18 protein-coding genes and 1 other annotated feature are annotated in these 25,701 nt (G+C 39.8%); of the genes, 12 read left to right on the top strand and 6 right to left on the bottom strand.

Features of this window, described 5'->3' with window-relative positions:
* Window positions 1-69: 69 nt before the first annotated feature.
* Window positions 70-261, top strand: a binding site (T-box leader).
* Between the two features lie 67 nt (window positions 262-328).
* Both leuS and IGI44_RS14280 read left to right on the top strand, forming a co-directional pair.
* Complete coding sequence (gene leuS, locus IGI44_RS14285; protein ID WP_438788432.1) at window positions 329-2,842, top strand: leucine--tRNA ligase; 2,514 nt, start codon at window positions 329-331, stop codon at window positions 2,840-2,842.
* Window positions 2,843-2,956: 114 nt separating this feature from the next.
* Window positions 2,957-3,859: a DUF561 domain-containing protein gene (locus IGI44_RS14280; RefSeq protein ID WP_438788431.1), complete on the top strand. Its 903-nt coding sequence runs from the start codon at window positions 2,957-2,959 to the stop codon at window positions 3,857-3,859.
* 13 nt (window positions 3,860-3,872) lie between these two features.
* Here the strand turns inward: IGI44_RS14280 and IGI44_RS14275 are convergent, their stop codons facing one another.
* Window positions 3,873-5,369, bottom strand: coding sequence for a UDP-N-acetylmuramoyl-L-alanyl-D-glutamate--L-lysine ligase (locus IGI44_RS14275; RefSeq protein WP_438788430.1), 1,497 nt, complete (start codon window positions 5,367-5,369; stop codon window positions 3,873-3,875).
* Between the two features lie 127 nt (window positions 5,370-5,496).
* Here IGI44_RS14275 and IGI44_RS14270 point away from each other — a divergent pair, with 127 nt between their 5' ends.
* Both IGI44_RS14270 and IGI44_RS14265 read left to right on the top strand, forming a co-directional pair.
* Window positions 5,497-7,134, top strand: a complete 1,638-nt coding sequence (locus tag IGI44_RS14270; RefSeq protein ID WP_438788428.1) for a putative polysaccharide biosynthesis protein — start codon at window positions 5,497-5,499, stop codon at window positions 7,132-7,134.
* A gap of 412 nt (window positions 7,135-7,546) precedes the next feature.
* Window positions 7,547-8,179 (top strand): LysM peptidoglycan-binding domain-containing protein, encoded by a 633-nt coding sequence (locus IGI44_RS14265; protein WP_438788427.1) that lies wholly within the window; start codon window positions 7,547-7,549, stop codon window positions 8,177-8,179.
* A 124-nt stretch (window positions 8,180-8,303) separates the two neighbouring features.
* Here IGI44_RS14265 and IGI44_RS14260 read toward each other — a convergent pair whose 3' ends face one another.
* Entirely contained in the window at window positions 8,304-9,158 is an 855-nt protein-coding gene (locus IGI44_RS14260; protein ID WP_438788426.1) for an RluA family pseudouridine synthase, read from the bottom strand.
* Window positions 9,159-9,440: 282 nt separating this feature from the next.
* On the opposite strand from IGI44_RS14260, the gene IGI44_RS14255 reads away from it, so the two are divergent.
* The 3 genes from IGI44_RS14255 (at window position 9,441) to IGI44_RS14245 (ending at window position 13,360) form a co-directional block, all read left to right on the top strand.
* Window positions 9,441-11,642, top strand: coding sequence for a PBP1A family penicillin-binding protein (locus tag IGI44_RS14255; RefSeq protein ID WP_438788425.1), 2,202 nt, complete (start codon window positions 9,441-9,443; stop codon window positions 11,640-11,642).
* Between the two features lie 68 nt (window positions 11,643-11,710).
* Window positions 11,711-12,052 (top strand): YlbF family regulator, encoded by a 342-nt coding sequence (locus tag IGI44_RS14250; RefSeq protein ID WP_438788424.1) that lies wholly within the window; start codon window positions 11,711-11,713, stop codon window positions 12,050-12,052.
* 168 nt (window positions 12,053-12,220) lie between these two features.
* On the top strand, window positions 12,221-13,360 hold the full coding sequence (locus IGI44_RS14245) for a serine hydrolase domain-containing protein (protein ID WP_438788423.1): 1,140 nt from the start codon (window positions 12,221-12,223) through the stop codon (window positions 13,358-13,360).
* Between the two features lie 50 nt (window positions 13,361-13,410).
* Here the strand turns inward: IGI44_RS14245 and IGI44_RS14240 are convergent, their stop codons facing one another.
* The 4 genes from IGI44_RS14240 to IGI44_RS14225 form a co-directional block, all read right to left on the bottom strand.
* The gene (locus tag IGI44_RS14240; RefSeq protein WP_438788422.1) at window positions 13,411-13,593 is read right to left on the bottom strand and encodes a hypothetical protein; all 183 of its coding nucleotides are present in this window, start codon (window positions 13,591-13,593) and stop codon (window positions 13,411-13,413) included.
* Window positions 13,594-13,677: 84 nt separating this feature from the next.
* Complete coding sequence (locus tag IGI44_RS14235; RefSeq protein ID WP_438788421.1) at window positions 13,678-14,268, bottom strand: TetR/AcrR family transcriptional regulator; 591 nt, start codon at window positions 14,266-14,268, stop codon at window positions 13,678-13,680.
* 77 nt (window positions 14,269-14,345) lie between these two features.
* Window positions 14,346-16,556, bottom strand: coding sequence for an ABC transporter permease (locus IGI44_RS14230; RefSeq protein WP_438788420.1), 2,211 nt, complete (start codon window positions 16,554-16,556; stop codon window positions 14,346-14,348).
* Window positions 16,550-17,254: an ABC transporter ATP-binding protein gene (locus IGI44_RS14225; protein ID WP_438788419.1), complete on the bottom strand. Its 705-nt coding sequence runs from the start codon at window positions 17,252-17,254 to the stop codon at window positions 16,550-16,552. Before IGI44_RS14225 ends, IGI44_RS14230 begins: the two co-directional genes overlap by 7 nt.
* A 274-nt stretch (window positions 17,255-17,528) precedes the next feature.
* On the opposite strand from IGI44_RS14225, the gene IGI44_RS14220 reads away from it, so the two are divergent.
* The 5 genes from IGI44_RS14220 to IGI44_RS14200 all read left to right on the top strand — a co-directional run bounded on the left by IGI44_RS14220 (window position 17,529) and on the right by IGI44_RS14200 (window position 25,629).
* Window positions 17,529-18,710: a metallophosphoesterase family protein gene (locus IGI44_RS14220; protein WP_438788418.1), complete on the top strand. Its 1,182-nt coding sequence runs from the start codon at window positions 17,529-17,531 to the stop codon at window positions 18,708-18,710.
* Window positions 18,700-21,330 (top strand): AAA family ATPase, encoded by a 2,631-nt coding sequence (locus tag IGI44_RS14215; protein ID WP_438788417.1) that lies wholly within the window; start codon window positions 18,700-18,702, stop codon window positions 21,328-21,330. Before IGI44_RS14220 ends, IGI44_RS14215 begins: the two co-directional genes overlap by 11 nt.
* Complete coding sequence (locus IGI44_RS14210; RefSeq protein ID WP_438788416.1) at window positions 21,327-22,271, top strand: 3'-5' exoribonuclease YhaM family protein; 945 nt, start codon at window positions 21,327-21,329, stop codon at window positions 22,269-22,271. Before IGI44_RS14215 ends, IGI44_RS14210 begins: the two co-directional genes overlap by 4 nt.
* 122 nt (window positions 22,272-22,393) lie before the next feature.
* A complete protein-coding gene (locus IGI44_RS14205; RefSeq protein WP_438788415.1) occupies window positions 22,394-22,903 on the top strand; it encodes a GNAT family N-acetyltransferase in 510 nt (169 codons plus the stop codon).
* Between the two features lie 305 nt (window positions 22,904-23,208).
* A complete protein-coding gene (locus IGI44_RS14200; protein ID WP_438788414.1) occupies window positions 23,209-25,629 on the top strand; it encodes an HAD-IC family P-type ATPase in 2,421 nt (806 codons plus the stop codon).
* The last annotated feature ends 72 nt before the right edge of the window (window positions 25,630-25,701 follow it).

Here is a 25,701-nt window from a genome sequence, read left to right as displayed (position 1 = left end):
CAGTGATTTCTTAAGGGGAATTCAATTGAATATTGTTTTGGAATCTGCTAAGATGAAACTACTTTGAATATTGTTGCTTGGAAGAGGAGTAGTAGAAACGAACGCATTTCAGAGAGCGCACGGTGCTGAGAGTGTGTATGCGAGACATTCGAACTTACCTCGGAGCATGATCGAATGATCCGGTTAAAGACCGTTATTTCTTTTGAGGTCTGTCGTTGGACAGATAAAAATAGGTGGTACCACGTTGATAACGTCCTATGAGAGTTTTGAGAACTTTCATGGGATTTTTTTGTATCTAAAACGAATAATTCAATTTAGGAGGAACAACATGAGTTACGATCACAAAGCGATTGAGAAAAAATGGCAAAAATATTGGGCGAAGCACAATGTTTTTAATACCACAGATGATCCTGAAAAACCAAAATTTTATGCCTTAGATATGTTTCCTTATCCATCTGGACAAGGCTTACACGTAGGACATCCGGAGGGCTATACAGCGACGGATGTCATTTCACGGATGAAAAGGGCGCAAGGCTACAATGTGTTGCACCCAATGGGCTGGGATGCCTTTGGTCTGCCGGCGGAACAATACGCGCTAGATACAGGAAATGACCCTGCAGAATTTACCAAGAAAAATATCGAGACATTCAAACGTCAAATTAATGCGTTGGGCTTCAGTTATGACTGGAATCGGGAATTAAATACCACAGATCCTGATTACTATAAATGGACACAATGGATTTTTGAACAAATGTATGAAAAAGGATTGGCTTATGAAGCGGAAGTGCCAGTCAACTGGGTACCAGAATTAGGTACGGTTATTTCTAATGAAGAAGTTATTGATGGGAAAAGTGAACGTGGCGGCTATGATGTCATCCGTAAACCAATGCGTCAATGGATGCTGAAAATCACCGCCTACGCGGATCGCTTGCTGGATGATTTGGAAGAACTTGATTGGCCAGAAAGTATCAAAGAGATGCAGCGTAACTGGATCGGTCGTTCAATTGGTGCAAATGTACGTTTTAAAATTGAAAATAGCGAGGAAACATTTACTGTCTTCACTACGCGTCCGGATACGTTGTTTGGAGCAACCTATGCAGTGCTGGCTCCAGAATTAGATTTGGTACAAAAAATTACGACACCTGAACAAAAAGCCGCAGTGGATGCTTATATTGAAGAAGCGTCTAAAAAATCAGAATTGAATCGAACCGATTTAGCGAAAGAAAAAACCGGAGTTTTCACAGGCGCTTATGCCATTAATCCAGCAAACGAGGAAAAAATGCCGATCTGGATTGGAGATTATGTCTTAGCTTCTTACGGAACTGGTGCGATTATGGCGGTTCCGGCTCACGATGAACGAGATTATGAATTCGCGAAAACGTTTGGTTTGCCGATCATTCCTGTACTTGAAGGTGGCGACGTAGATAATGAAGCGTTCACCGGCGATGGTCCGCATATTAATTCTGAATTCCTGGATGGACTAAACAAACAGGATGCGATCGATCAAATGGTGGCTTGGCTAGAAGAACATGAATGCGGGAAAAAAGAAATCAGCTATCGATTGCGTGACTGGTTGTTCTCACGTCAACGCTATTGGGGCGAGCCGATTCCTGTTATCCATTGGGAAGACGGGACAACTGGCTTAGTTCCTGATTATGAATTGCCATTGGAATTACCGAAAACGACAGATATCAAACCAAGTGGAACGGGTGAATCTCCACTAGCAAATATTGAAGAGTGGGTCAATGTCGTTGATCCAATCACTGGTAAAAAAGGACGTCGTGAAACTAATACAATGCCGCAATGGGCAGGAAGCTCTTGGTATTACTTGCGCTTTATTGATCCTCATAATAAAGAAGCGCTGGCGGATTACGATAAATTAAAACGTTGGATGCCCGTGGATCTTTATATTGGTGGTGCCGAGCATGCAGTATTGCATTTGTTGTATGTTCGTTTCTGGCATAAATTCTTGTACGATATCGGTGTTGTACCAACCAACGAACCATTCCAAAAATTGTATAATCAAGGGATGATCTTGGGCCAAAGCTTCCGTGATAGTCGTGGTGCGCTGGTACCAACAAATATGGTAGAAAAACGTGATGGTAAATGGTTTAGCATTGAAAGTGGCGAAGAGCTAGAAGAAGCACCTGCAAAAATGAGTAAATCATTGAAAAATGTTGTAAATCCTGATGATGTCGTAGATAAATATGGTGCTGATACCTTACGGATGTATGAAATGTTCATGGGGCCATTGGACGCTCAGATTCCTTGGAGTGAAAATGGACTTGAGGGTTCTCGTAAATTCTTGGATCGCGTCTGGCGTTTGATTGTGGATGAAGAAGGGAAGATGCGTGATCATATTACGACTCTTAACGATGGCTCATTGACAAAAGTTTACAATCAAACGGTCAAAAAAGTGACAGAAGACATGGAGAATCTGCATTTGAACACCGCAATTTCTCAATTGATGGTCTTCGTAAACGACGCCTATAAAGCGGAAGCTTTGACGTATGAATATGTCGAAGGCTTTGTGCAATTATTAGCACCGATCGCACCGCATATCGCAGAAGAACTTTGGGCGATCTTGGGACACGAAGGCGGTATTTCTCACGTAGCTTGGCCGGTATATGATGAAGAAGCGTTGATCGAAAATGAGATCGAAGTCATCCTGCAAGTCAATGGGAAGGTCCGTTCTAAAGTGATGGTAGCTGTTGATTTAGCGAAAGATGAACTAGAGAAATTGGCGATAGAGGATGAACATATCCAACGCAACATCGAAGGGAAAACGGTTCGCAAAGTGATTGTTGTACCGAATAAGTTAGTCAATATTGTAGCAAATTAATTTTTGATGCTCCGCATGTAATTGCGGAGTATTTTTTTGTATGCAGATAAAGAAATAATGAGCTGACATGAGAACTATGCTAGGATAAGGTAAAAAAGGAAATGAGGGGCTTAAATGAACGCAATCGCTGAACTGTTAGATATCCAGTATCCGATTTTTCAAGGAGCAATGGCCCATATTGCTCGCTATCCATTAGCTAGTGCAGTCTCAGAAGCTGGAGGTTTGGGAATCCTCGCTGCTGGCGGGTTAAGCAGCGAGGAATTGCGGGAACAAATTCGTAGGACTAAAGAACGAACAAAGAAACCGTTCGCCGTTAATTTGATGTTGCAGATGGACAATATTCCAGAGCAAGTTGAGGTGTTGATTGAAGAAGGGGTTAAGATCGTGACCACTGGAGCTGGAACACCTAAGCCTTATTTGAAACGTTTGAAGCAGGCCGAAATCAAAGTGTTTCCTGTGGTTCCTTCAGTGAAGCTGGCACAAAAAATGGAGCAGTTAGGTGTAGATGGTATTATCGCAGAAGGGATGGAAGCAGGCGGACATATTGGTGAAACGACTTCTATGGCATTGATACCACAAGTCTCTCAAGCGGTGGCTATTCCTGTAATTGCGGCTGGAGGAATCGGTGATGGTCGTGGAATGGCAGCAGCTTTTGCATTAGGGGCACAGGGTGTCCAAATGGGGACGGCCTTTTTAACAGTTGCGGAGTGTCCAATTCATGAAAATTATCAGCAAGCGATTCTACAAGCAGATGATACAGCAACCGTAGTGCTGCATAAAACTAAGGGTGGTGCGATCCGTGGGCTAAAAAATAAATTGACTGAGAGGGAAAAACCAAATGAAGTGTTCTCTCTAGAAGTCTTGAAACGTGCTACAGATATCGGCGATACAGAAAACGGGGCTGTGATGGCTGGACAAATTGCGGGGCTATTTTCGGAGGTGAAGACAGCTAAAGCGTTGATTGAAGAGGTATATATGAAGGCAGCAACGATCTGTCAGAACATAAAAATAGACTAACGGGAATGTTCCGTTAGTCTTTAATAAACTCTTCTGCTAAATGATAATCACCTTCATAAGGGAGATCTTCGCCGTTAACCGTCATATATTTGTCGGTTCCTTTACCTGCTAAAACGATGGCATCATTTGGTCCGGCTTGTTGAATCGCATCTTTGATCGCTTTTTTGCGATCAATTTCAAACTGTACACGTACATGATCATTTTTAATGCTTTCTTTGATCTCGTCTGCGATTTTTTTAGGATCCTCAAAGTTGGGATCGTCACTGGTCAAAATCGCCACATCGGCATATTCACCAATTGCTTGACCTAAGCCTTCACGGCGTGATTCTGCTTTATTGCCAGTTGAACCGGTAATGACAAGGAGTTTACCATCTGGATGCTGTTCTTTAGCAAAAGCGAGCAATGATTTCATACTTAAATAATTATGTGCATAGTCTACATAAATGTGGGCGCCATTTGATTTCAATAAAAGATTCATGCGTCCCGGAACTAATGCTTCAGCGAGCCCTTGACGTCCGGCTTCTTGGTCAGAACCAACGAGCGCACTGGCAAGTAAAGCAGCAGCAGCATTTTCTTTATTAAAATCGCCAGCTAACAAAATAGAGTAGTTACCATTTAAGCCAAAAATATCCTGCGCGCCGATTAAGTCAAAGGCTAGCGGATGTTCAGCTGGCTGTACGTGATAATCTGCTTGTTTATTCCCATATGTAATGATGGGAATATTTTGTTTTTCGGCTAATTCTTGTAAAAGATCAAAGTGATCAATCTCGTGCTGTAGGATGACTTGACGAGAATTAGCAACTAATTGCCGTTTACAATAGAAGTAATCTTCAAATGTCGGATGCTCAATCGGTCCGATATGGTCGGGAGAGATATTGAGAAAAATCCCTACATCAAAGGTTAAACCATAAACACGCGCTACTTTATACGCTTGAGAAGAGACTTCCATTACCAGATGTGTCATACCATTGGCTACAGCTTCTGCCATCATCCGATATAAATCCAATGATTCTGGCGTCGTAAGTTTTGATTTAAAGAAACTCACGCCATCTAATGTGGTATTTAAAGTAGATAGAAGAGCGGTCTTTTTATTCGTCGTAATGTCTAAGATTTTTTTCGTGAAATAGGCGACGGTTGTTTTGCCCTTTGTTCCGGTGATCCCCACTAGCTTTAATTTTTCTTGCGGATAATCATAAAAGGCCATACTTAAAACGGCCAAAGCTTTCCGGATATCCGTTACGATGATTGCCAGCTCTGCTGGAACTTCATAGGGCTGTTCGGCGATGTAGCAAGTTAACCCTTCTGATAAGGCCTGTTCTAAAAACCGTTGTTGAAAGTTATTTCCTTTACAGAAAAAAAGGGTATCCGCATCGACTTCACGTGAGTCATAAGAAATTTTTTGAAAGCTTTTGTCAAAAGGAGCAGTCAGCGACCAACGTGTGGGCGTAATGAACTCTCTTAAAAGGTTTTCTTGTTCAAGTATTTGTTGAATTTGGGTAAGTGTCAGCATGTTGAGACCTCCAATTTATAGTCTAGGCTATTATAGCATAGCTTAGTAAGAGAAAAAGTAAAGAGTGATTGTCAGGAGCGCGATTTAGCTTTACTATAAGGGTAGCGATTTTTTGAAGGAGGAGACCATGAAAGAGACACGACCGAGTGATCTGACTTATCAGGAAAAAATGATCCAAGGGTCAGCTTGGCTGTCAGTGGGGAATATTTTTTCACGGCTGTTAGGAGCGATCTACATTATTCCATGGTACGCCTGGATGGGAGAAAATGCCCGCGCGGCCAACGGATTATTTAATATGGGTTACACGTTTTATGCATTGTTTATGATGATCTCAACAGCTGGGTTACCAGGTGCGATTGCCAAGCAGATTGCTCGGTATAATTCGATGGGGGAATACCGGACGAGTCGTCGTCTATTTATCAAGGCCTTGCAGGCTACGGCAATTTTAGGCATTTTCTTCGGCGGTTTGATGTTTTTCATGGCACCGCTATTAGCTGGAATATCAGGTGGCGGGCGGTCGTTGATTCCAGTGATTCAAGCGTTAAGCATTGCGGTTATTGCTTTTCCTTGTATGAGTGTCTTACGGGGCTATTTTCAAGGCCAGCAGGATATGCGACCTTCTGCCGTCTCACAACTGGTTGAACAGGCGCTACGTGTTTTGTATATGCTCTTAAGTGTCTTTATTATTATGAAGGTCATGAAGGGTGACTATTTGAATGCGGTGATCCAATCAACCTTCGCAGCATCTGTCGGAATGATTGGTTCCTATGGAGTCTTGCTTTTTTATTGGTTTAAGGATCGTAAAAAGAGTGATCTGCAACTTGAACGCAGTTTAAACAAAGTGACGATTGATACGAAAAAATTATTACTAGAAACCATTAGACAAGCGATTCCGTTTATTTTACTTGGTGCTGGAATCACTTTTTATAAATTGATTGATCAAGTGACCTTCATCCATACAATGAATGCCAATACAAATTACAGCCATGATCAGCTGGTGGATTTGTACGCCTTATTCAGTGCGAATCCAGATAAACTGACGATGGTCGTAGTTGCTCTAGGAACCTCGCTAGCATTAACCAGCCTGCCGATGCTGACGGAACTTTTTACTCAAAAACGTCGTCCAGAGCTAGCAAAACTAGTAAATACGAATATCCAGCTTTTTGCTTTCATCATGCTGCCAGCTGTTTTTGGGATGATTTTACTAGCTTATCCTTTGAATACGGTTTTTTATTCAGCCGATGTTTTAGGCAGTCGTGTGCTTGTTGCCGCCTGTTGGGCGGGGCTAGTTTCAGCATTGTCTATGATGCTTTCAACAACACTGCAAGGAATTTCTCATAGCCGTGTTGCAGTGAAATATTGGTTCGTAGGACTGGTACTAAAAGGGCTTATTCAAGTACCGCTAATTGAACTGTTGGAGGTTTACGGACCACTAGCAGCTACTTTTATCGGATTAAGCTTAACCTGTGGTTTGTGCCTCTGGAAGTTGCGAAGAGTGGTTCATGCAAATTATCAGTTGGCCTTTCGCCGGTGTGTTTTGATTTTACTTTTAACGCTGATAATGCTGATTGTAGCTGTGATCGTAAGACAATTGAGCTATCTTGCATTTGATCCAGATTCACGATTTTCTGCTCTAGTTATTTGTTTATTAACAGCAGGGACGGGCGGATTCGTGTATTTTTATCTTAGCTTGAAAATTCGTTTAGTTGATAAATTAGTCGGACCGCAAGCAAGAAAATGGCGGCGGCATCTAAGAATTAAGTGAAAAATACTTCTACTCTTTATCGATAGAGTAGAAGTATTTTTTTGTTATAAACTATAATTAAAATTCAAAATCTATAAAAATTATTTTCAAAGTAATTCAAAAAGAATAAAAATATGAATACGACTTTCTTTACAAAAAGATGTCAATGTTTCTAAAGATAATTTTTGTAATACAAGAATAAAACAGTTACATTCTTGGAATTAGCTCTATAGCAAGGGATTTTCTTGATAAGAATAAAAGTGATATATTTCAAAGTGACACACTGATGGAGGTTTTGTTACATAGTTTTATGTTATTGTAATGAACTGTTACATTAATATTACCCATGAAACACAAAAGGATGGTAAAGTATCTCTCGTAGTCAATAAGACAGAAGAAAAAACACATAAGAAAAATCGGAGGAAGTTACATAATGAAATTAGGGAAAACAGTTCTTTTTAGTACAGTATTAGCAGCAGGTGCAGGTTTGGCGATGGGAGCTACAGATGCGCATGCGTCAGAAACTTATACTGTAGAATCAGGAGATACTTTATCAAAAATTTCTCATAAGTTTGCTGGTAACGATAGTTTAGTAGAATCAATTGCGAAAGCAAATAAAATTTCTAACGTAGATATGATTTTTGCAGGTCAAGAATTAACAATTGACGGCGATGCAAAAGCTGAAAAAACAGCAGAACCTGCTTCGACTCAAGCAGCAGCTCCAGCACAACAAGCACAAGCTGCTCCGGTTCAACAACAAGCAGCTCCTGCAGTACAAGAAGCGGCTCCAGTTCAACAACAAGCAGCTCCAGTTGCACAAGCAGCAGCTCCTGCAGCAGCGACAGGTACTTCTTCAGCGAAAGAATGGATTGCACAACGTGAATCAGGCGGTTCATACTCAGCAACAAACGGTCAATACATTGGACGTTACCAATTATCCGCTTCATATTTAAACGGTGACTACTCTGCAGAAAACCAAGAACGTGTTGCGGACCAATATGTAACTTCTCGTTACGGTTCATGGGAAGGCGCACAATCATTCTGGCAAGCAAACGGCTGGTACTAAGAGTTAAGATAGTAATAACAGAGAGGATCGAAACCAAGGTCCTCTCTTTTTTTCGAACTAATTTTCTAAGTTTAGTAAAAAACCAGTCAAAACAGGTTTCGCTTTGTTTTGACTGGTTTTTGTTTTATTTCCATAATCCAGGTAATGCTTGAACAGATATTTCCTGATTGGTAAATGGATGATGGAGATGAAGTTCATAAGCATGTAACATCAAGCGACCGCTGGGATTTCTGCTATACAGAGGATCGCCAACTAATGGGTGTCCAATACTGGCTAGGTGTACTCGAATTTGATGAGTTCTGCCTGTATCTAGTTGGCAATAGACGGATGTTTGTTTGCCAGTCTGTTTTGCAACGGTTATATGAGTAATCGCGGGTTTACCACCTTTGGGATCAATCCGTCGTTTTCGACGATCATGACGATCACGCCCAATTTTTTGATTGATTGTCAGATCTTTTTTTAACGTACCATGAACGACTGCCTGATAGCGGCGATAGATTTTCTTCTGTTCTAACAGACGACCTAAAATTGGCAAGACAAAAGGGTTCTTTGCAAACAGGATCGCACCGCTGGTTTCTTTATCTAAACGATGGACGACATGAGGTTGAAAATCAGGTGCTAAATAAGCAGCTAAATGATTAACTAAAGTGTCTTTTTCGTCTGGCTGGTTGGGATGCGTCTTCATGCCATAAGGTTTATTCACAATGATTATATGCTCGTCTTCATACAGAACATGGATCATTTTTTCGTCGCCGAGTAAGATATTTCGTTCGGGATAATCGCTTGCTTCGAGCATAAGGGTGATGACATCTCCAGACTGGACGAATGTTTGAAAATGACAGTTTTCTCCATTGATTAAGATTCCTTTACGCGTTCGAATAAAATGACGGACTTTTCGTGGAACTAGCCACTCTTGCTCTAACAAATCTTTGACCGTCATTTTCGTCGTTTGCTCGGGCAAAGTCATAGTGAATTTCATTTCATTGCTCCTTTTTTTTCAATATCTTCATTTTCGAGCCGGATATTATTTTGGTCGGGCTATAAATCGTAAATCGTTTAATTTATCGAATTATCGGCTTTCGAAAAGGAATGATCTGGCTAATTGTATCACTTTTAAAGGATATTTAAGAAAAAAATCAGCTTTTCCTTGGGATCCCATGCTAGAATACATCCAAGTGTGTATCAGTCTCAAGACCCAAGCATTAGGTAGGAGCTTTATGATACACTGTGTCTGAATTTTGTATAGAATGGAGATCAAAAAATGGATTTTCAGGAAATTTGGCGCAAATTTAAAGATGGTGCAAAAGTTTTTTGGCAAAAGTTTCGAAGTGGTACAAAGACTTTTTGGCAATGGATCAAGCCCTACTTGATTCGTTTTCATCATTGGCGCAAACGTATTTGGAAAAAATATCATATCAATAAAATCTTGCTCTTATTAACGCTTGTCGTTGTTTTAGTTATGAGTGTCTATCTATTTTTCTTAGCAAAGTCGGTCAATGTAGAGACATTGCAATCTAGTTTGAAACAGTCGACAGTCATTTATGATGAAAAAAATGAACAGGCGGGTTCTCTTTACGGACAGAAAGGAACCTATGTTGAGAGTGATCAGATTTCTCCGTACCTAAAAGATGCGGTGGTCTCGACAGAGGATCGAAATTTTTATAAACATCATGGATTTGATATTAAAGGGATCGCACGGGCGGTTGTAGGTCGAATAACTGCTGGTCACATCACTGGTGGAGGAAGTACCTTAACGCAGCAATTAGCCAAAAATGCGTATTTAACGCTCGATCAGACGCTAGAGCGAAAAGCCAAAGAAATCTTTATGGCGATTGAAATTGAAAAGAAATATAGCAAAGATCAGATTTTGACGATGTACTTGAATAATGCCTATTTTGGTAATGGTGTTTGGGGAGTGCAAGATGCTGCAAGAAAATATTTTGGTGTCGATGCTAATCAACTAACGATTGGCGAAGCAGCAACGATCGTTGGAATGTTGAAGGGGCCAAGCATCTATAATCCGATCGATAATTTAGAAAATGCGGTGAATCGCCGTAATACTGTGCTTTCTGTGATGGTGGAAAATGGGAAGCTTTCTAAAGAACAAGAAGCTCAAGAAAAAGCGATTGACTTGGGATCAGAGTTGAATGACACGTATTCTTCAGCAGATGCAGGTTATCGCTACCCATCCTATTTTGATGCGGTGATCGATGAGGCAGTGGAACGGTATGGCATGTCTGAAAAAGACTTACTAAATAAAGGATACAAAATTTATACTTCATTGGATCAAGACTATCAAAAACAAATGGAAGCTGTTTATGAGAATAATGCGAACTTCCCTGCAAATGCAGCGGATGGAGCGATGCCTCAATCAGCATCAGTTGCTCTGGATCCAAAGACGGGTGGGGTTCAAGCGTTAGTAGGAAGACGCGGCGAACATATTTTCCGGAGCTATAACTTTGCAACACAAATGCAACGGTCCCCAGGATCGACGATGAAACCATTAAGTGTCTATTCCTCTGCTTTAGAATCTGGGTACAAACCGGATAGTATTCTAAAAGATGAACCGCAAACATATTACAAAGCGAAGAATTATGATGGAACCTACCAAGGTGAAGTACCAATGTATCAGGCTGTAGCACAAAGCTTGAATTTGCCCGCAGTTTGGTTATTGCATGAGATGGGCTTGAGTAAGGGCTATAATAAAGCTGAAGAATTTGGAATTCCTTTGAGCAAGTCAGATAAATATTACGGATTGGCGCTAGGTGGTTTAGAAAAAGGGACGTCACCATTGAGGATGGCGGCAGCTTATGGCGCATTTGCAAACGAAGGAAAAGTTTACGATCCTCATTTAATTACGAAAATTATTGATTCCACAGGTGCTGTGGTAGAGGATAATAGTTCGCCTAAGTATGACCAAGTAATCTCAAAAGAAGTAGCCAATGAAATGACCAGTATGCTATTAGGAACATTTTCTAACGGAACGGCGGCGCAAGCAGCTCCAGCAGGATTTACCGTTGCTGGTAAAACAGGAACGACAGAAACCAATTTCGATGCGAATAAAGTAAATGATCAATGGATCATTGGCTATACGCCGAATGTCGTAATTTCTACTTGGCTAGGTTTCGAAAAAGTGAGTGAAACACATTACTTAAGCGGGACAAGTGGATCAGAGGTCGGACAGGTCTTTAAAGCAGAGGCTGAGTCGATCTTACCTTATGCTGGGCAGTACTCGTTTGATGTTGCAGATGCCTATGCGACGGGTGGAAAAGTCGTGGCAGCGGATCAAGTCAACCAAGGAGAAGCAAATGGTGATGCAAGTAAATGGCGAGATGAGCTAAAAGACATCGGCGGCAAGGCTAGCGAAGGAGCAGCGAACTTCTTTGAGAAGGCCAAAGAAGGTGCAAATAAGTTGAAGGATAAAGCCCAAGAATTGTGGCAACAGTATCAACCAGGAAATTAGGGTGTGAACCCGTTTCCATTCATGTTACAATAGAAAAGTAACTTTTATAGAAAATGAGGGAATACAAAATGGCAAACATTTATGATTCAGCAAACGGGCTAGAACGCGAAATTCGTGAGCTACCGGAATTTAAATCTTTAGAAGCAGCTTTTGCAGAATTGAAGAAAAACGAAACAGCATACGCAGCATTTAAGGATTTCCAAGCATTCCAACAAAGTTTACAGGAGAAACAAATGCGCGGCGAAGACTTCAGCGATGAAGATGCAGAAAAGGCGCAAGCACTAGCTGAAAAGGTTCAACAAGAAGAATTGATTAATGAATTAATGGTGAAAGAACAAGCTTTCAGCGTAATTATCAATGACTTGAACCGCATCATTATGACACCAATTCGTGAATTGTACGAAGGTTAATCAGAAATAGAAGTTGCGACGTGAATCTGCGTCGCAACTTTTTTTATAGAGAGGAAGCATCTTACAGTCATCTTACAAGAAACGAATAAAATTGATAGATGAGAGCAAATGAACGTTTTTTTTCTAGAAAATTGCTATACTTTAAGTCATAAGGATGGCGAGAATAGAATGAAAAAGATTGTTATTGGAGGCAGCGCAATACTGTTTTTAGTTGTAGGTTGCCTATTGGCTTGGCAGGCACACTCTCTAGATTTTCATGCTACTAAAACAAAAGAATCAAAAATCGAATCAACTGGAACTTCTACGATGTCATCTAAGGAAGAAATCAAAGTAAAACCTGAAGAGAAAGCAGCCGTTGTTTTACCAGTGACCGCGAATCAGGAACTAGATAACTATTTAACTAGTCAACGTTTTTCAGGAACCGCTTTAGTAGTTCGCAAGGGAAAAGTGATTTTAAACCAATCCTATGGTTTGGCAAATCAGGAAAAGCAGATCAAAAATACACCGACTACACGGTATTACATTGGTTCAGCACAAAAAGCAATTATTGCAACAGCGATACTACAGTTGGAACAATCAGGAAAATTGAAAATTGAAGATCCAGTTGCTAAATATATCAAAGATTTCCCTAATGGACAGCAGATAACAGTGAAAAATTTGCTTAATCACACAAGTGGATTAACTGGACGAACAGAAGGTAGTAAGGAAATCTTACCGCAGCAGATCATTCAGGAAATTGAGGCAGCTAGCAGTGATTCAGCAGTAGGAACGTGGCATTATTCAGATAGTAATTATGCAGTACTAGCCTACATCCTACAATTGATTAGTGGGCAAAAGGCGCAAGAGTATATTAAGGAAAAGATTTTCAAACCCGCAAATATGCAAAATACAGGGTTTTATCAAAGCAAAACGGCAATAACCGATTTAGCTGAAAGCTATAAGGAGAAGAATGGACAAGTTGAAAAGGCCCAGTTGCCGAATCTTTCCCAATTATTTGGAGCTGGTGATATCTATACTACAGCGACCGATTTTTATCTATTTGATCAAGCGTTGATGCAGGGAAAACTGATTAACGACAATGAAAAAATGAAGATGTTTACCAGTGGTAGTTCATCTACGTATGGAATGGGCTTTTACGTTAATCCGGGAAGCTATTCGAGTCATGGTGTTTTGGGCGGTTTTAATACAATCAATACCTTTACACATACTGGTTTAACTTATATCATTTTATTGGCAAATACGAATCAAGTACAATCGTTGGGACAAACGGCTGATTATATTTATGGACTATTGAACCAGATGGAATAGAAAAAGTTAGAAATGCCGACTTGAAAAAGCAGCATTTCTAACTTTTTTTGCTAAAAAAACTTTTTGAGTCGTTCTTTTAAATCATCAATCTTTTCAGACGTTACTAAAATTTTTGCTTTCTCATAGTAGTCTCCCAGATCATCTTTGTGCTCATCAATAAAAGTTTTCGCCTTTTCAATATTTCCTTCATGCAAGAGCTCTTTCGCTTTTTTGATCAGTTCCTCTTTGGTCATTTGTAGCAGCCTCCTTATTTACAGCTATAGTTTAAACGTTTCACGCTGTTTTGACGAGAAATACTGCTTGCTTCAATGTTCATTTTAAAGCTCCAAATAGTCCATCAAACCGTCCAACATGATATGGATGGTTTCGGTCAAATACGTTTCGATCATTACCTCTTGGTGAAACATACCAAAGCCTAGAACGTGGACATAATTTTGAACAATTTCCGGCTGCTTGTCTTTAATGTCTAAAATATCAAAGAACTCACGATAATTTTGTGCCTCAAAAGCTTCTAATTCTGCCATTTTTTCTTTTGAATAGCGAAAGAGAAAGTTTTGAACTTCTTGCTGCTCCTTAACGAAAAAGAACATGTCTTTAGAAGCAAAAAAGTGATCGGAAAATTCCTTAATCATTTTTCGACGTTCGTTTGAAGCTAAAGGTTTTATACGTTCGGCAATGATTTTCAGCCCACCAAATAATTCACGATGGATCTGGTAGACAATTTCATAAATAAAGTCGTCCTTAGAAGAAAAATAGTGGTAAAATGATCCCTTTGCTATACCAGCGGAAGCGACTACATCATCTACGCTGACTTTTCTAATACCATATTGATAAACTAAAGTCCGTCCTTTATCTAACAGCACTTGTTTATTTCGCGCTTTTTCATCTGATGTTAATTCTCGTGGCAACTGCTAACACCCCTTCACTAAAGAACCATAATAGGTATTCTACTGAAGTCAATTATATACAAAAAAACAGGAATGGGCTATTCATCTTGGATTTTTAAGCCTTCAACAATTTCTAGTCGATCAATAAATCGATTGGCCATCAGTAGGCGTAAACTGCTGATAAAGATGACAATTCCAGCAGTGATAACAAATGATTCTATTGTAATACGAGGTTGCATTGCAAAACTATTTTGCGAGAATTGTTCCTTGATAATTTCCAATAATTGGCTGCCGATTACAAAACCTAATGGAAGTGCCAAAAAGAGTTGCAGTAGATTTTCTATATTGATAGTTCTTAGGAGCATTTTTTTAGAATAGCCCATGATGTTCATGAACATATACTCAAACTCTCGAATCGTTAAGTTCATTAAATTCAGACAGAAAATCACCGTTGCTCCTAAAGTAACGGAACAAATCACTAGCAAGAGAATCAATACCCCCATGTTTTCCAATAGTGATTGAAAGGATTGGCGATCTTCCTTAACTGTCGTATAAAAAAGATTTTTTTCATTTAATTGTTCAATAACCTTATTTGGCTGATTAGAGGTCAAATAAATCATGTTGTAGACTGCTGGCAAATCTTTAAACAGGGAATGAGCATAGTCATAAGAGGTATAAACAGCTAACCCCATACTCAGAGGAAGAATCGCTGAAATTGTCGCTTTGCGATCGTTGATGGTTAACGAATCCCCCACACTTACTTGCCATTTCTTTGCGTAATATTCGGGAATCACTAGTCCTTGTTCCATTTTTTTTGCGGGCAAAGCTAAAGTGGAAATCGTTGGATTTGTGAGAACCAATGGATACTCATCTCCCTTAACTTTTCCAGTCAATTGAAGAGTAGGATCCTGTTCTTTAATGTCACTAATATTCTTTAGGACTTTTTGTTCGGAGGGCACAGGTTCGGCGAGTTGGACAGCTATATCATAATCGGCGAATGTTTTAAAATAACTATCTGCTACTCCATTGATGGAGTCATTAAATCCCAGTGAAAAGAGTAGCAAACCTGTTGAAGCAGCCATTCCTAGAACCATTAGAACGAATCTCCCTTTATTTCTTAAAGAGGTTGCAAACGCATAGCGAGTGTTAAAAGATAAGAACTGAAGGACACGAGATTTCTTTCTTTTCTTTTTGACCTTCGGGACGCGTTGCTTCATAGAAATTGCTGGATATTCCTTTAAAATATCAAGCACTGAACTTAAAGCAAATACTCCGCAACCAATAGTTGAGATTAAGATCGTAATAGCCCAATAACGAAATTCAAAATGATAGGTTAATGTCGGCAATTCAATCATTGAACTGAAGACACGAAAAAGTAGTTCAGTAATGGGATAGCTGAATAAGCAGCCGATCAATGAGCTGAAGAAGCCTAACAGGACAAACTGCCGAGTGTAGATTGAAATGATAGAAAAATTATTAGTTCCTAAAGCTTTCAAAATACCGATTTGTTTATGTTCTTTCAGTAACGTTCGTCTTAGGATGATAAAAATGATTCCAAAAGACAGCAACCAAAAGATGGTAGGAAAGATATAGGCAAAAGAAACGAACTGGTCTAAGTCGCCTTCATACATTTGATAATTGATTTGATCTTTTTGATCCGTGAATGCTTGATAATTTAACAACTTTTGAAGGTGTTTTTCTTCTATCTTTTTCGGGCTAGACAGCAAAAGTTGATTCATGAAAGGAAAGAACTCTCGAGGGACAAAAGCCACTGCAAACTTCTTAGCATCTGCGGAAAAAGAACGTTCATTTTGAGCGTAATAAACATATTCTGGAGAGCGGACAATGCCGACGATTTTCAATTTTTGCTGATTGACGGTCAAGGTATCATTCAATTGCACATTTTTTTTACGAGCGTATTGACTGATTAGTACACATTCTGTCTTGTTTTTTGGTAGGCGTCCTTTTTCTAAAATGACTCGATTTAGTTTTTGGGAAATAGAAATCAACCGAACGGTATTTTCCCCACTTCTAAAGTCCTGAACGGTCCGTCCTTCGACGCTAGAAAAGTGTCGATCATTCGTCAGACGGTCTTCCATCTCTTCTGTAAAATGACCCGTTAGCGTAACATCCGCATAGTTCTGTTGATGAAAAAGGGTGGTCATTTCTTTTTCATAGCTTGTTTTAAAGGTAAACAGAGTAGTAAAGAACATCGCTGCTATGGCAATCAGTAACCCCATTCCCACCATTTGCGCAACATTCCTTTTCATTTTACGCAATGAAAAGACTGTCAGTAACTTCATTACCATTCCACCTCCTTAGGAGCCAAAGGTGAAAGATTTTCCTCAACGGATAAAATTTTTCCGCTCCGTAATCGGATAATCCTATCTGCAATTTTTGCGATTTCTTTATTATGAGTAATAAAGATGACGGTGTTTTCAGTGGTTACTTGAATTTCTTTTAAGACTTCTAGAATTTTGATTCCTGTCTCAAAGTCCAAGGCTCCGGTCGGTTCATCGCAGAGTAAAATTTCTGGTTTTTTGGCAATCGCACGTGCAATCGAGACCCGTTGTTGTTCCCCACCAGAAAGTTCGCCGGGAAAGTGAGTGGCTCGATCTTTTAAACCAACCGCGCTTAAAGCCTGCTCTGCTCCTTCTGGAGATTGATGAATTAGTTCAGTCGAAAATTTCACATTTTCTAAGGCACTCAAGTCTGGGAGCAAATTGTAACTTTGAAAAACAAAACCAATTTTATTTTTTCGAAATTCAGTCATTTGAGCTTTAGAAAGCTTCGTCAGATCTTGTCCTTCGAATAAAATTTTTCCCGTACTGGGTTTATCCATGCAGCCGATCATATTCAAGAGTGTTGATTTTCCTGATCCGCTTTCTCCCAAGATCACTACAAATTGATTTTTGGGAATCGTTAATGTGACATCATCCAATGCAACAACTTTTGAATTATCTGTTCCATAGATTTTTGATAAATTCCTAATTTGAAACGTGGTCATGATTATCCCTCCATTTTATATTTTGACTAAAAATGTATTAATAGTCATTATGCGATCAAAAAAAGAAATACTTGTTTAAATATACTTTTGTCCATAATGACTATTTTATGTATTACAGTCATAATACTATGGTTTTAGAAATCTGCATAGTATTTTTTTGAACAGTGATTAGTAGATTTGATGTAATACGAACAAGTTTTCGTTTTTTTATGGTAAAATAAATAAGATTAAATTGTATGGTAGTTCATCCGATTCTAGGATGAGGAGGGGAAAAATGAAATTTTTACACACAGCTGATCTTCACTTAGATCGTTCTTTTGAAGGCTTAACAAGTGTGCCAGAATATTTTCAAGAACAATTGGCGATGGCTAACCAAAAAGTACTGAAAAAGATTGTTGATACAGCGATTGATCATTCGGTGGACTTTGTTTTGTTAGCTGGAGATACGTTTCATCAACATCGACCTACTTTAAAAACACAGAGGTATTTTTTCCAAGAAATGGAACGTCTAGCGGCTGCGGCTATTCCGGTTTTTATGAATTTTGGCAATCATGATTTTTATCAAGCAGACCGTTATTGGTTTGCTTTTCCAGAGAATATCCAGTTATTTGACAAAGAGCAAGTCGAAACAAAAGAATTTTCGACAAATGCTGGTGAGAAGGTCGCCATCACAAGTTTTAGTTATCAGCATCCTACGATTAATGCAGCGATGATCGAGGGCTTTCCTCGCAAAGGAACAGCAGATTATCAAATTGGTATGTATCATGGAGGACAGATGCCCTATGCCCCTTTTCAATTAACAGAATTGACAACAAAGGGATATGATTATTGGGCCCTTGGTCACATTCATGTACCGCAAATTTTATCAGAACAGCCTTATGTAATCTATCCAGGTACTCCTCAAGGACATACTCAAAAAGAAATGAATCTAGCTGGTGTTGTTCTAGTGGAGAGTCAAGGGAATCAATTGGTTCCCAAAGCGATCCCAGTTGAAGAAATTCGGTGGGAAAAACGAACACTTTCTTTGGCGTCCGTTCGCCAGCCACGAGAGCTATTTCCGTTGGTTCGAAGATTAACGGTGAATGTGCCGACACTCATGCAGTTGGAGTTCTGCGATACGGAGAATTTAGGGGAAGAGTTGGCGTATCAACTCTTTTCAGGAGAGTTGTTGGAGGCTCTACAAGAAGAAGTGCCGAAAGAAATTTGTTTATGGCAGCTATTGTTAGCTGATTCACCACAAGAAAAACCGTATCTCGCTGTTGAGGAAAAGCTGGTGGATCAGCTTATTATGACCTACCAAACATCCGAAGTTTTTGAGGATTTGCTGAGCGAACTAGCACAAAATCCACAGCTTCATTCGTTAATGAATCAAGAATTTCGAGTTGATACGGTAGCATCGTTAAAGGAAAAAATGCGACAAAGTTATCGTTTTAGGGGGCATGCCGATGTGGATTAAAAAAGCAGAAATTACTAGCTTTGGGAAATGGCGTCAGCAAACATTTCTGTTTGAGGCGAAAAATCAGCTAGTCTATGGGTTGAATGAAGCAGGTAAATCAACTTTATACCAATTTATTCAAGCGGTTCTTTTTGGCTTTCCTGCAAAGCGTAAAAAAGGCCAAGATTATACTCCCAACGATGGCAGTGGATTTGGTGGGCGCTTATTAATTATTCATCCAACCTATGGGACAGTGACGATTGAGCGTTATAAGGCAAAAAATAAAGGGAAGGCCAAGGTTTTGCTAGAAGATGGACAGCAAGGAGAAGAAGATTTGTTGGAAAAACTTCTTTATCCCTTGAACCAACAGCTGTTTCGTCAAGTATTCACCTTCCAACAGGAACAGCTTCAGCAATTAGATACATTAAGTGAAGAAAATTTACATGAGGCGTTGATTTCTTTAGGACTATCCGGCAGTAATGAATTATTCGAGCAAAGAATCCAACTGAAAAATCAATACGAGAATATTTATCGTCCCCGCGGGCGTAAACAACCGTTGAATCAAGCGCTTGAGAAGTATCAGAATCTGCAGCAAAAGATCAAAGAAAAAGAAGCGCAAGAAGCAGGTTTTCAGCAGCTTGTGCGTCAAGCCGATGAGGAGAGACAACAGGTCACGCAACAGACGGTGAGAAACCGCAAGCTGCAAGAGCGTCAATTAGTCATAGAGCAGCAGCGGATGAATTGGTCTAGCTATGCCGAATTTTTAGAATTGCAAAAAATGTCTCTTGAGTCCTCAGCTACTGAAGCAGAGCAGACCGAGCTTCAAACCTTCTATCAGGAATATCAGCAATTAATGAAAGAACAAGAAAAATTACATGCAGCGTTGCAGCAGCATAGCGGAAATCAGGAAACCGCTCGTTATTACTTCTATTTGGAGAATGAAACACGTATCCAGCAACTGCTTGAGGAAAAAATTATGATTACTCGCATGCTGGATGAAGAGCAGCGAATCGCAGTTAAGCTAGCTCGAGCCGATACCATTTCAGCACAGTGGCAAGAACAACCGCCACAACCGTTTGATGAGGAGACTGAAATTCATCAGCTTTTTGCTCCGTTGCAGACTCAGCAGAAAGAACTGGAAGAACAAAAAATCCGCCTAGGATTAGTTAAAGAACAACGGAATCAGGCAGAGGCTAGTTTGAATGATTACGAACAGAAACACCCTGAACTGTTCAATAAGAAGAAAAATCCACCTTGGTTGTTTATTGTCGCTGGGGTAGGTCTTGCTCTAGCGTTCTTCTTGCCGACACCATTGCGATACATGGTGATTGCAGCTGCGGCAATATCCGGAATAGCTGGTGTCCTGAAACAAAATAAACCAGCTAATAAAGATACGTGGCAGGAAAAATTAGGACAACTCGATATATATGAAGGTCAAGTAGCCGAAATGGGAGAAAAAGTCCTTCAGAATCAGCAAAAAATCCAACGTTTGTTTGACCGTATTCATCATGAATTGCGTCAAAGAAATTTGTCCAGTGAAGAGAATGTGTTTGCAGTTATTCAAGAAAATCAACAGGCACAAAATTATTTGAAGCAGCTTCAAACAAGTAAAGAATTACAGCAACGACAATCAATTTTACGACAACAGTTGCTGCAGCAAGAACAACGTTTCGAGTTTTTGACTGAATGGCTGCCATTACACGAGAAAAATTTAACAGAAAAGCTATCAGTATTGGAACAATTTGCGAAGGAAATGGAGCAGATTCGTTTTGCTCAAACCTACCAAGAAAATACTGTCTTGCAGCAACGCATACACGAAACGCAAAAACAGCAGCAGCAACTTTTAGATCAGTATCAGTCCTTGTTAAGCCATTTAGATTTGGCATATCCTTCAGAGATTCCTGCCTTTTTACAACGTGAGGCAGAAATACTCCAAAAGCGAACCCGGTTAAAAGAATTAACGAAGAGCGTTGCGCCATTGTTTAAACAGGAGACGACACGTGCAGAAATTGAGGATTCTTTGCGTATGTTACAGCAAGAGATTCAGACTGGTGAACAGCAGCTTCATCAGCTACAAGAGCAGGAACAGCGTTCACGTTTGCAGATTCAACAAATGCAAGCGGATGGCACATTGGATAGTTTATATCAGCAGGCGAGCCAACAACGAGCATTGGTAGAGCGATTAACGACCGAGTATGCGACAGCAAAATTAGAGAATCAGCTATTACAAGATCTTGCGACAGAATTATCAGAACAACAATTGCCGGAGTTATTAAAGCAAGCAACCGATTATTTCCAATTATTGACGAACAATGCCCATAGTCGTTTGAATTTTTCAGAGGGTCTTCTAACGGTCGATCAATTGAGCCTATACAATCTTTCGACTGGAACGAAAGATCAGGTGATGATGGCCTTTCGTTTTGCCTATTTGGCTTTGCAGCAAAAGCATCCATTATGTCCAGTAATCATTGATGATGGCTGGCTGCATTACGATCACCAGCGAAAATACCAATTTGCCAAATTATTACGGCAATTCAGTGAAAAATATCAAGTCATTTGTTTGTCATCTGATCAAGAAATGGTAAGCTATTACCAAGAGCTTCACCAGCCAGTCTGGGAATTGAAGGGAGTCCAACGATGAAAAAAATCAAAGAATTAACAGTCGATGAGCAGTTTGAAATGTATGTATTGATCAAAAATGCCGATGTTCGTTTAGCAAAAAACGGGAAAAAATTTATCGCTTTTACCTTTCAGGATACTTCTGGAACGGTTGATGGGAAATTTTGGGATGCGTCGGAAGAGGAAATCAAGCGCTATAAAGCTGGACAAGTCGTTTTTCTTAACGGCAAACGAGAAATCTATCAAGGGAATCCACAGGTAAAAATTATGCACCTGCGTACAACAAAACCAGAGGAACCTAATGATCCTGCTCTTTATATGGAACGTGCTCCAATCAAGCGTGAGGAAATGGAAGAAGAGATCAACAAAACGTTGTTTGAGATCACGAACGCTCATTGGAATCGAATCGTTCGCTTCTTATTAAATAAATATCAAAAGGAATTTTTTGAATTTCCGGCAGCCAAACGAAATCACCATGCTTTTGCCGGTGGATTAGCCTTCCATACGTTGACGATGTTGCGTTTAGGCAAGGCGATTGTTAAGGAATATCCGCAGTTGAATGCCTCATTGCTATACGCGGGAATCATTATTCATGACTTGGGGAAAGTGATCGAGCTGACGGGACCTTCTTCAACTGAATATACGGTTGTAGGCAATTTGGTAGGGCATTTGGTGCTAGTTGATGAAGAAATTACTAAAGCCTGTGCGGAGTTGAAAATCAATGACGCCGATGAAGATATCGTGGTTTTGCGTCACATGGTGCTTTCCCATCACGGACTGTTAGAGTATGGGTCGCCTGTGCGGCCAAGAATTATGGAAGCTGAGATTCTGCACCAAATTGATAACATTGATGCCTCGATGCAGATGATGTCCAGTGCTGTGAAAAATGCAGAACCAGGAACCTATACGGAACGGCTTTTTGGAATGGATAACCGCAGTTTTTATGTACCTAAGGATATTTAATAAACAAGCCGCGATGATTCGCGGCTTGTTGCAGTTTGAGGTTAGTGCGCTTAAAAGTAGGAATGGGAAAATTTAGTGCGAAGATAATTTTTTAACCGGAGTTTGTTACGAAGGGAGAAACGATGATAATCGAAACGAAAAGGCTCTATCTGCGTGAATTACGGTTATCAGATATGAGTGCATTAAGTAAGATTTTACAAGATGAACAGACGATGTATGCATATGAAGGAGCCTTTGATGATCACGAAGTTCAAAACTGGCTTGAAAAGCAAATCGATAACTATCGGCGTGATGGATTCGGCTTGTGGGCGGTTGTATTGAAAGAAACCGGTGAAATGATTGGTCAATGTGGATTAACTCGGCAAGATTTTTCTGGACAGCAAGTTTTAGAGATTGGCTATTTATTCCAACGATTATTTTGGAAGAATGGGTATGCCATCGAAGCTGCTATGGCTTGTAGAGACTATGCGTTTGCACAGTTAAAGGCTGATGAGGTCTTTTCAATCATTCGTGATACAAATTTGGCTTCCCAAAAAGTGGCTAAAAGAAACGGCATGATACGATGTGGTAAGTTCACTAAACATTACCGCGGGATAGATATGCCCCATTACGTTTATTCGATACGAAGATAAGTCGCAGATTACTGCGGCTTTTTTTTGACTATCAGAAAAGGTTAAAGACAGTAGGGATAGCTATATCCGGCTTCACGAACGAGCTTTTCTACGCATACAATGACTGCTTGCGGAGCTAAGGTGGAACAAGTATCCACCTGATGTTCAAAAGCTATGAGAATTCATGAAACCTTTCTTATATTCTGGTTCTCATTAATTATGAGTTGTTTAAGGGAAATGCTCAGTCCCGATTAAAAATGGAAGTCGTGGTAAGATAAATACAGAAAAAGAAATTAATTGCTTTAAATGAGATGAGGTGAAACCGGATGAAGAAAAAGGAAGAAATTCAAACGGTGGAAGAAAATTTTGATGACGTTGAAATTCCAACAGAGCTATATGGGCTATCAAATTCTGAGGTCCAAACGAAAATTGAACAAGGTCAAACGAACCAAGTGGAAGAGAATTTACTAAAGTCAGACAAGGAGATTATCAAAGAAAATACAATCAATATCTTTAATATTCTTAATCTTGTCTTAGCTTTATTCGTATTATTGGTTGGATCGCCGAAGAATACATTGTTTTTTGGTGTAGTGATTATCAACACTTTGATTGGAATTATTCAAGAATTACGAGCAAAACATACAATCGATAAATTATCGGTTTTAGCAAAGACAAAAGCAGTCGTTTTACGGGAGGGAAAATTAAAGCAGATCGACCAAGAAATGATTGTTTTGGGAGATATTCTCTATTTACGTAATGGTGATCAAGTCCCGGTAGATGGTCAATTGTTAGCTGGCGAAGGTATAGAAGTGGATGAATCATTACTTACCGGAGAAGCTGATCGCGTCCAAAAAGAGACGCACGATAAATTGTTTAGCGGTAGTTTTGTAACAGCTGGCGAATGTTTTTATCAAGGGACAGCGGTCGGAAAAGACAATTTTGCCGAGCAGTTAACGAGTGAGGCAAAAATGAAAAAAACGGGTAGCTCCGAATTGACCAAAGTTTTAAGCAGAATGATTACTGTTTTAACGATTGTTATCATTCCGGTAGGATTAGGATTGTTTTATAGTCAATACCAAGCCTCAGCTTCAATCAAGCAAGCAGTTTTAGGAACGGTAGCGGCATTAGTCAGTATGATTCCTGAAGGGCTGATGCTGTTGACGAGTGTTGCGTTTGCTGTAGGTGCGGCAAACCTAGCACGAAAAAAGGTGTTGGTTCAAGCCCTTCCCTCCATTGAAACGTTAGCACGGGTAGATGTCATTTGCTTGGATAAAACAGGGACGATTACGGATGGAACATTAAAGTTTGAAACAGCTTTGTTAGAAGAGATTTCTGACCATCGCTTAAACACCATTATGGGGGCATTGCTGGCTCAATTAAAAGATCAAAATGCGACTGCCAAAGCGTTGCGCGAGGCTTTTCCAATTGTGGACGATTGGCAAGCAGAAAAGATTATTCCCTTCTCTTCTGCTCGAAAATGGAGTGGTGTCACCTTTAAAGACGAAGGAAGTTTTGCTTTTGGAGCACCAGAATTTATTTTTAGCAATATGTCTTCTGATATGCAACATAAGATTCAGCCTTATTTAGAAGAAGGACAACGTGTTTTAGTCCTAGTCGAATATCCTGGAGTATTAGCAGAGGAAATGATGTATGAACCGCATTTGTTAGCAACGTTGATCATTTCTGATAATTTGCGAGAAAATGCACGGGAGACTTTTGGCTACTTTGCTAAGCAAGAGGTACAATTAAAAGTCATCTCGGGAGATCATCCGGTGACTGTTTCGAAAATCGCTCAAAAAGCTGGCATCCAAAACGCGGAAGCATTTATTGATATGTCCAGTTTAACCGAACCGATTGATTATAAAGCCTTAGTAAATAATACTACTGTTTTTGGACGGGTGACCCCAAAGCAAAAACAATCATTGATTCGAGCACTGAAAGAGACCCATACTGTTTGTATGACAGGTGATGGAGTTAATGATGTGCTGGCTTTACGTGAAGCGGATATTGGCGTTGCGATGGCAAAGGGAAGCAGTGCGGCACGAGCTGCTTCAGATGTAATACTATTAGATTCGGATTTTGCGCGAATGCAGAACGTATTAAATGAAGGCCGACGTGTAATCAACAATATCGAGCGAGTCGCGTCAATGTATTTGGTAAAAACAATCTATTCTTTGATTTTGGCCGTAATCTTTATGATTCTATCAAATCCATACCCCTTCGAGCCAGTCCAGTTAACACCGATCAATGCACTGACCGTAGGAATCCCGTCCTTCTTTTTAGCCTTAAAACCAAGCTATGAACGGATAAAAGGGGATTTTTTAAACAATATTTTACGAGTTTCTCTGCCAGGCGCTTTGACAGTGATTAGTGCGGTGATGGTTATCCAGCTGGCCAATGTGTTGTTTGAACTGGACTATCAAGCAACCTCAACGATGTCCGTCTTTCTAACAGGCTGCGTGGGACTCTTGGTCTTGTACAAAGTCTCTTTTCCATTGGATAAGAAGAAAATTGCTTTGATTGCAATTTTGAGCACTGCTTATTTAAGTTGTTATCTATTTTTAAGAGAATTTTTTGATTTTGATAAACTATGGAATCGAAATCTCTTCTTTGTGATTCCCTTGACCTTCGGTATTTATTGGTTGTTTAAAGGGTTAACTTTCATAATGGACAAATTAGTTAGTTGGCGTATTCATTGGCAAGAGAAACGTCAAGCCAAAAAGAATCCTAAATCTCGTGTCATTTAAAAGAGTAGGAATTACTTAAATTGATAAAATTTCCCGGAAAAGGCTTTCTTTTTCGGGATTTTTGGTATAATA

Source organism: Enterococcus sp. DIV0756, assembly GCF_051710745.1.
Lineage (GTDB): Bacteria > Bacillota > Bacilli > Lactobacillales > Enterococcaceae > Enterococcus_A.
Note: the sequence above shows the minus strand (reverse complement) of the source record. Positions and strands in the feature narration are given on the sequence as shown.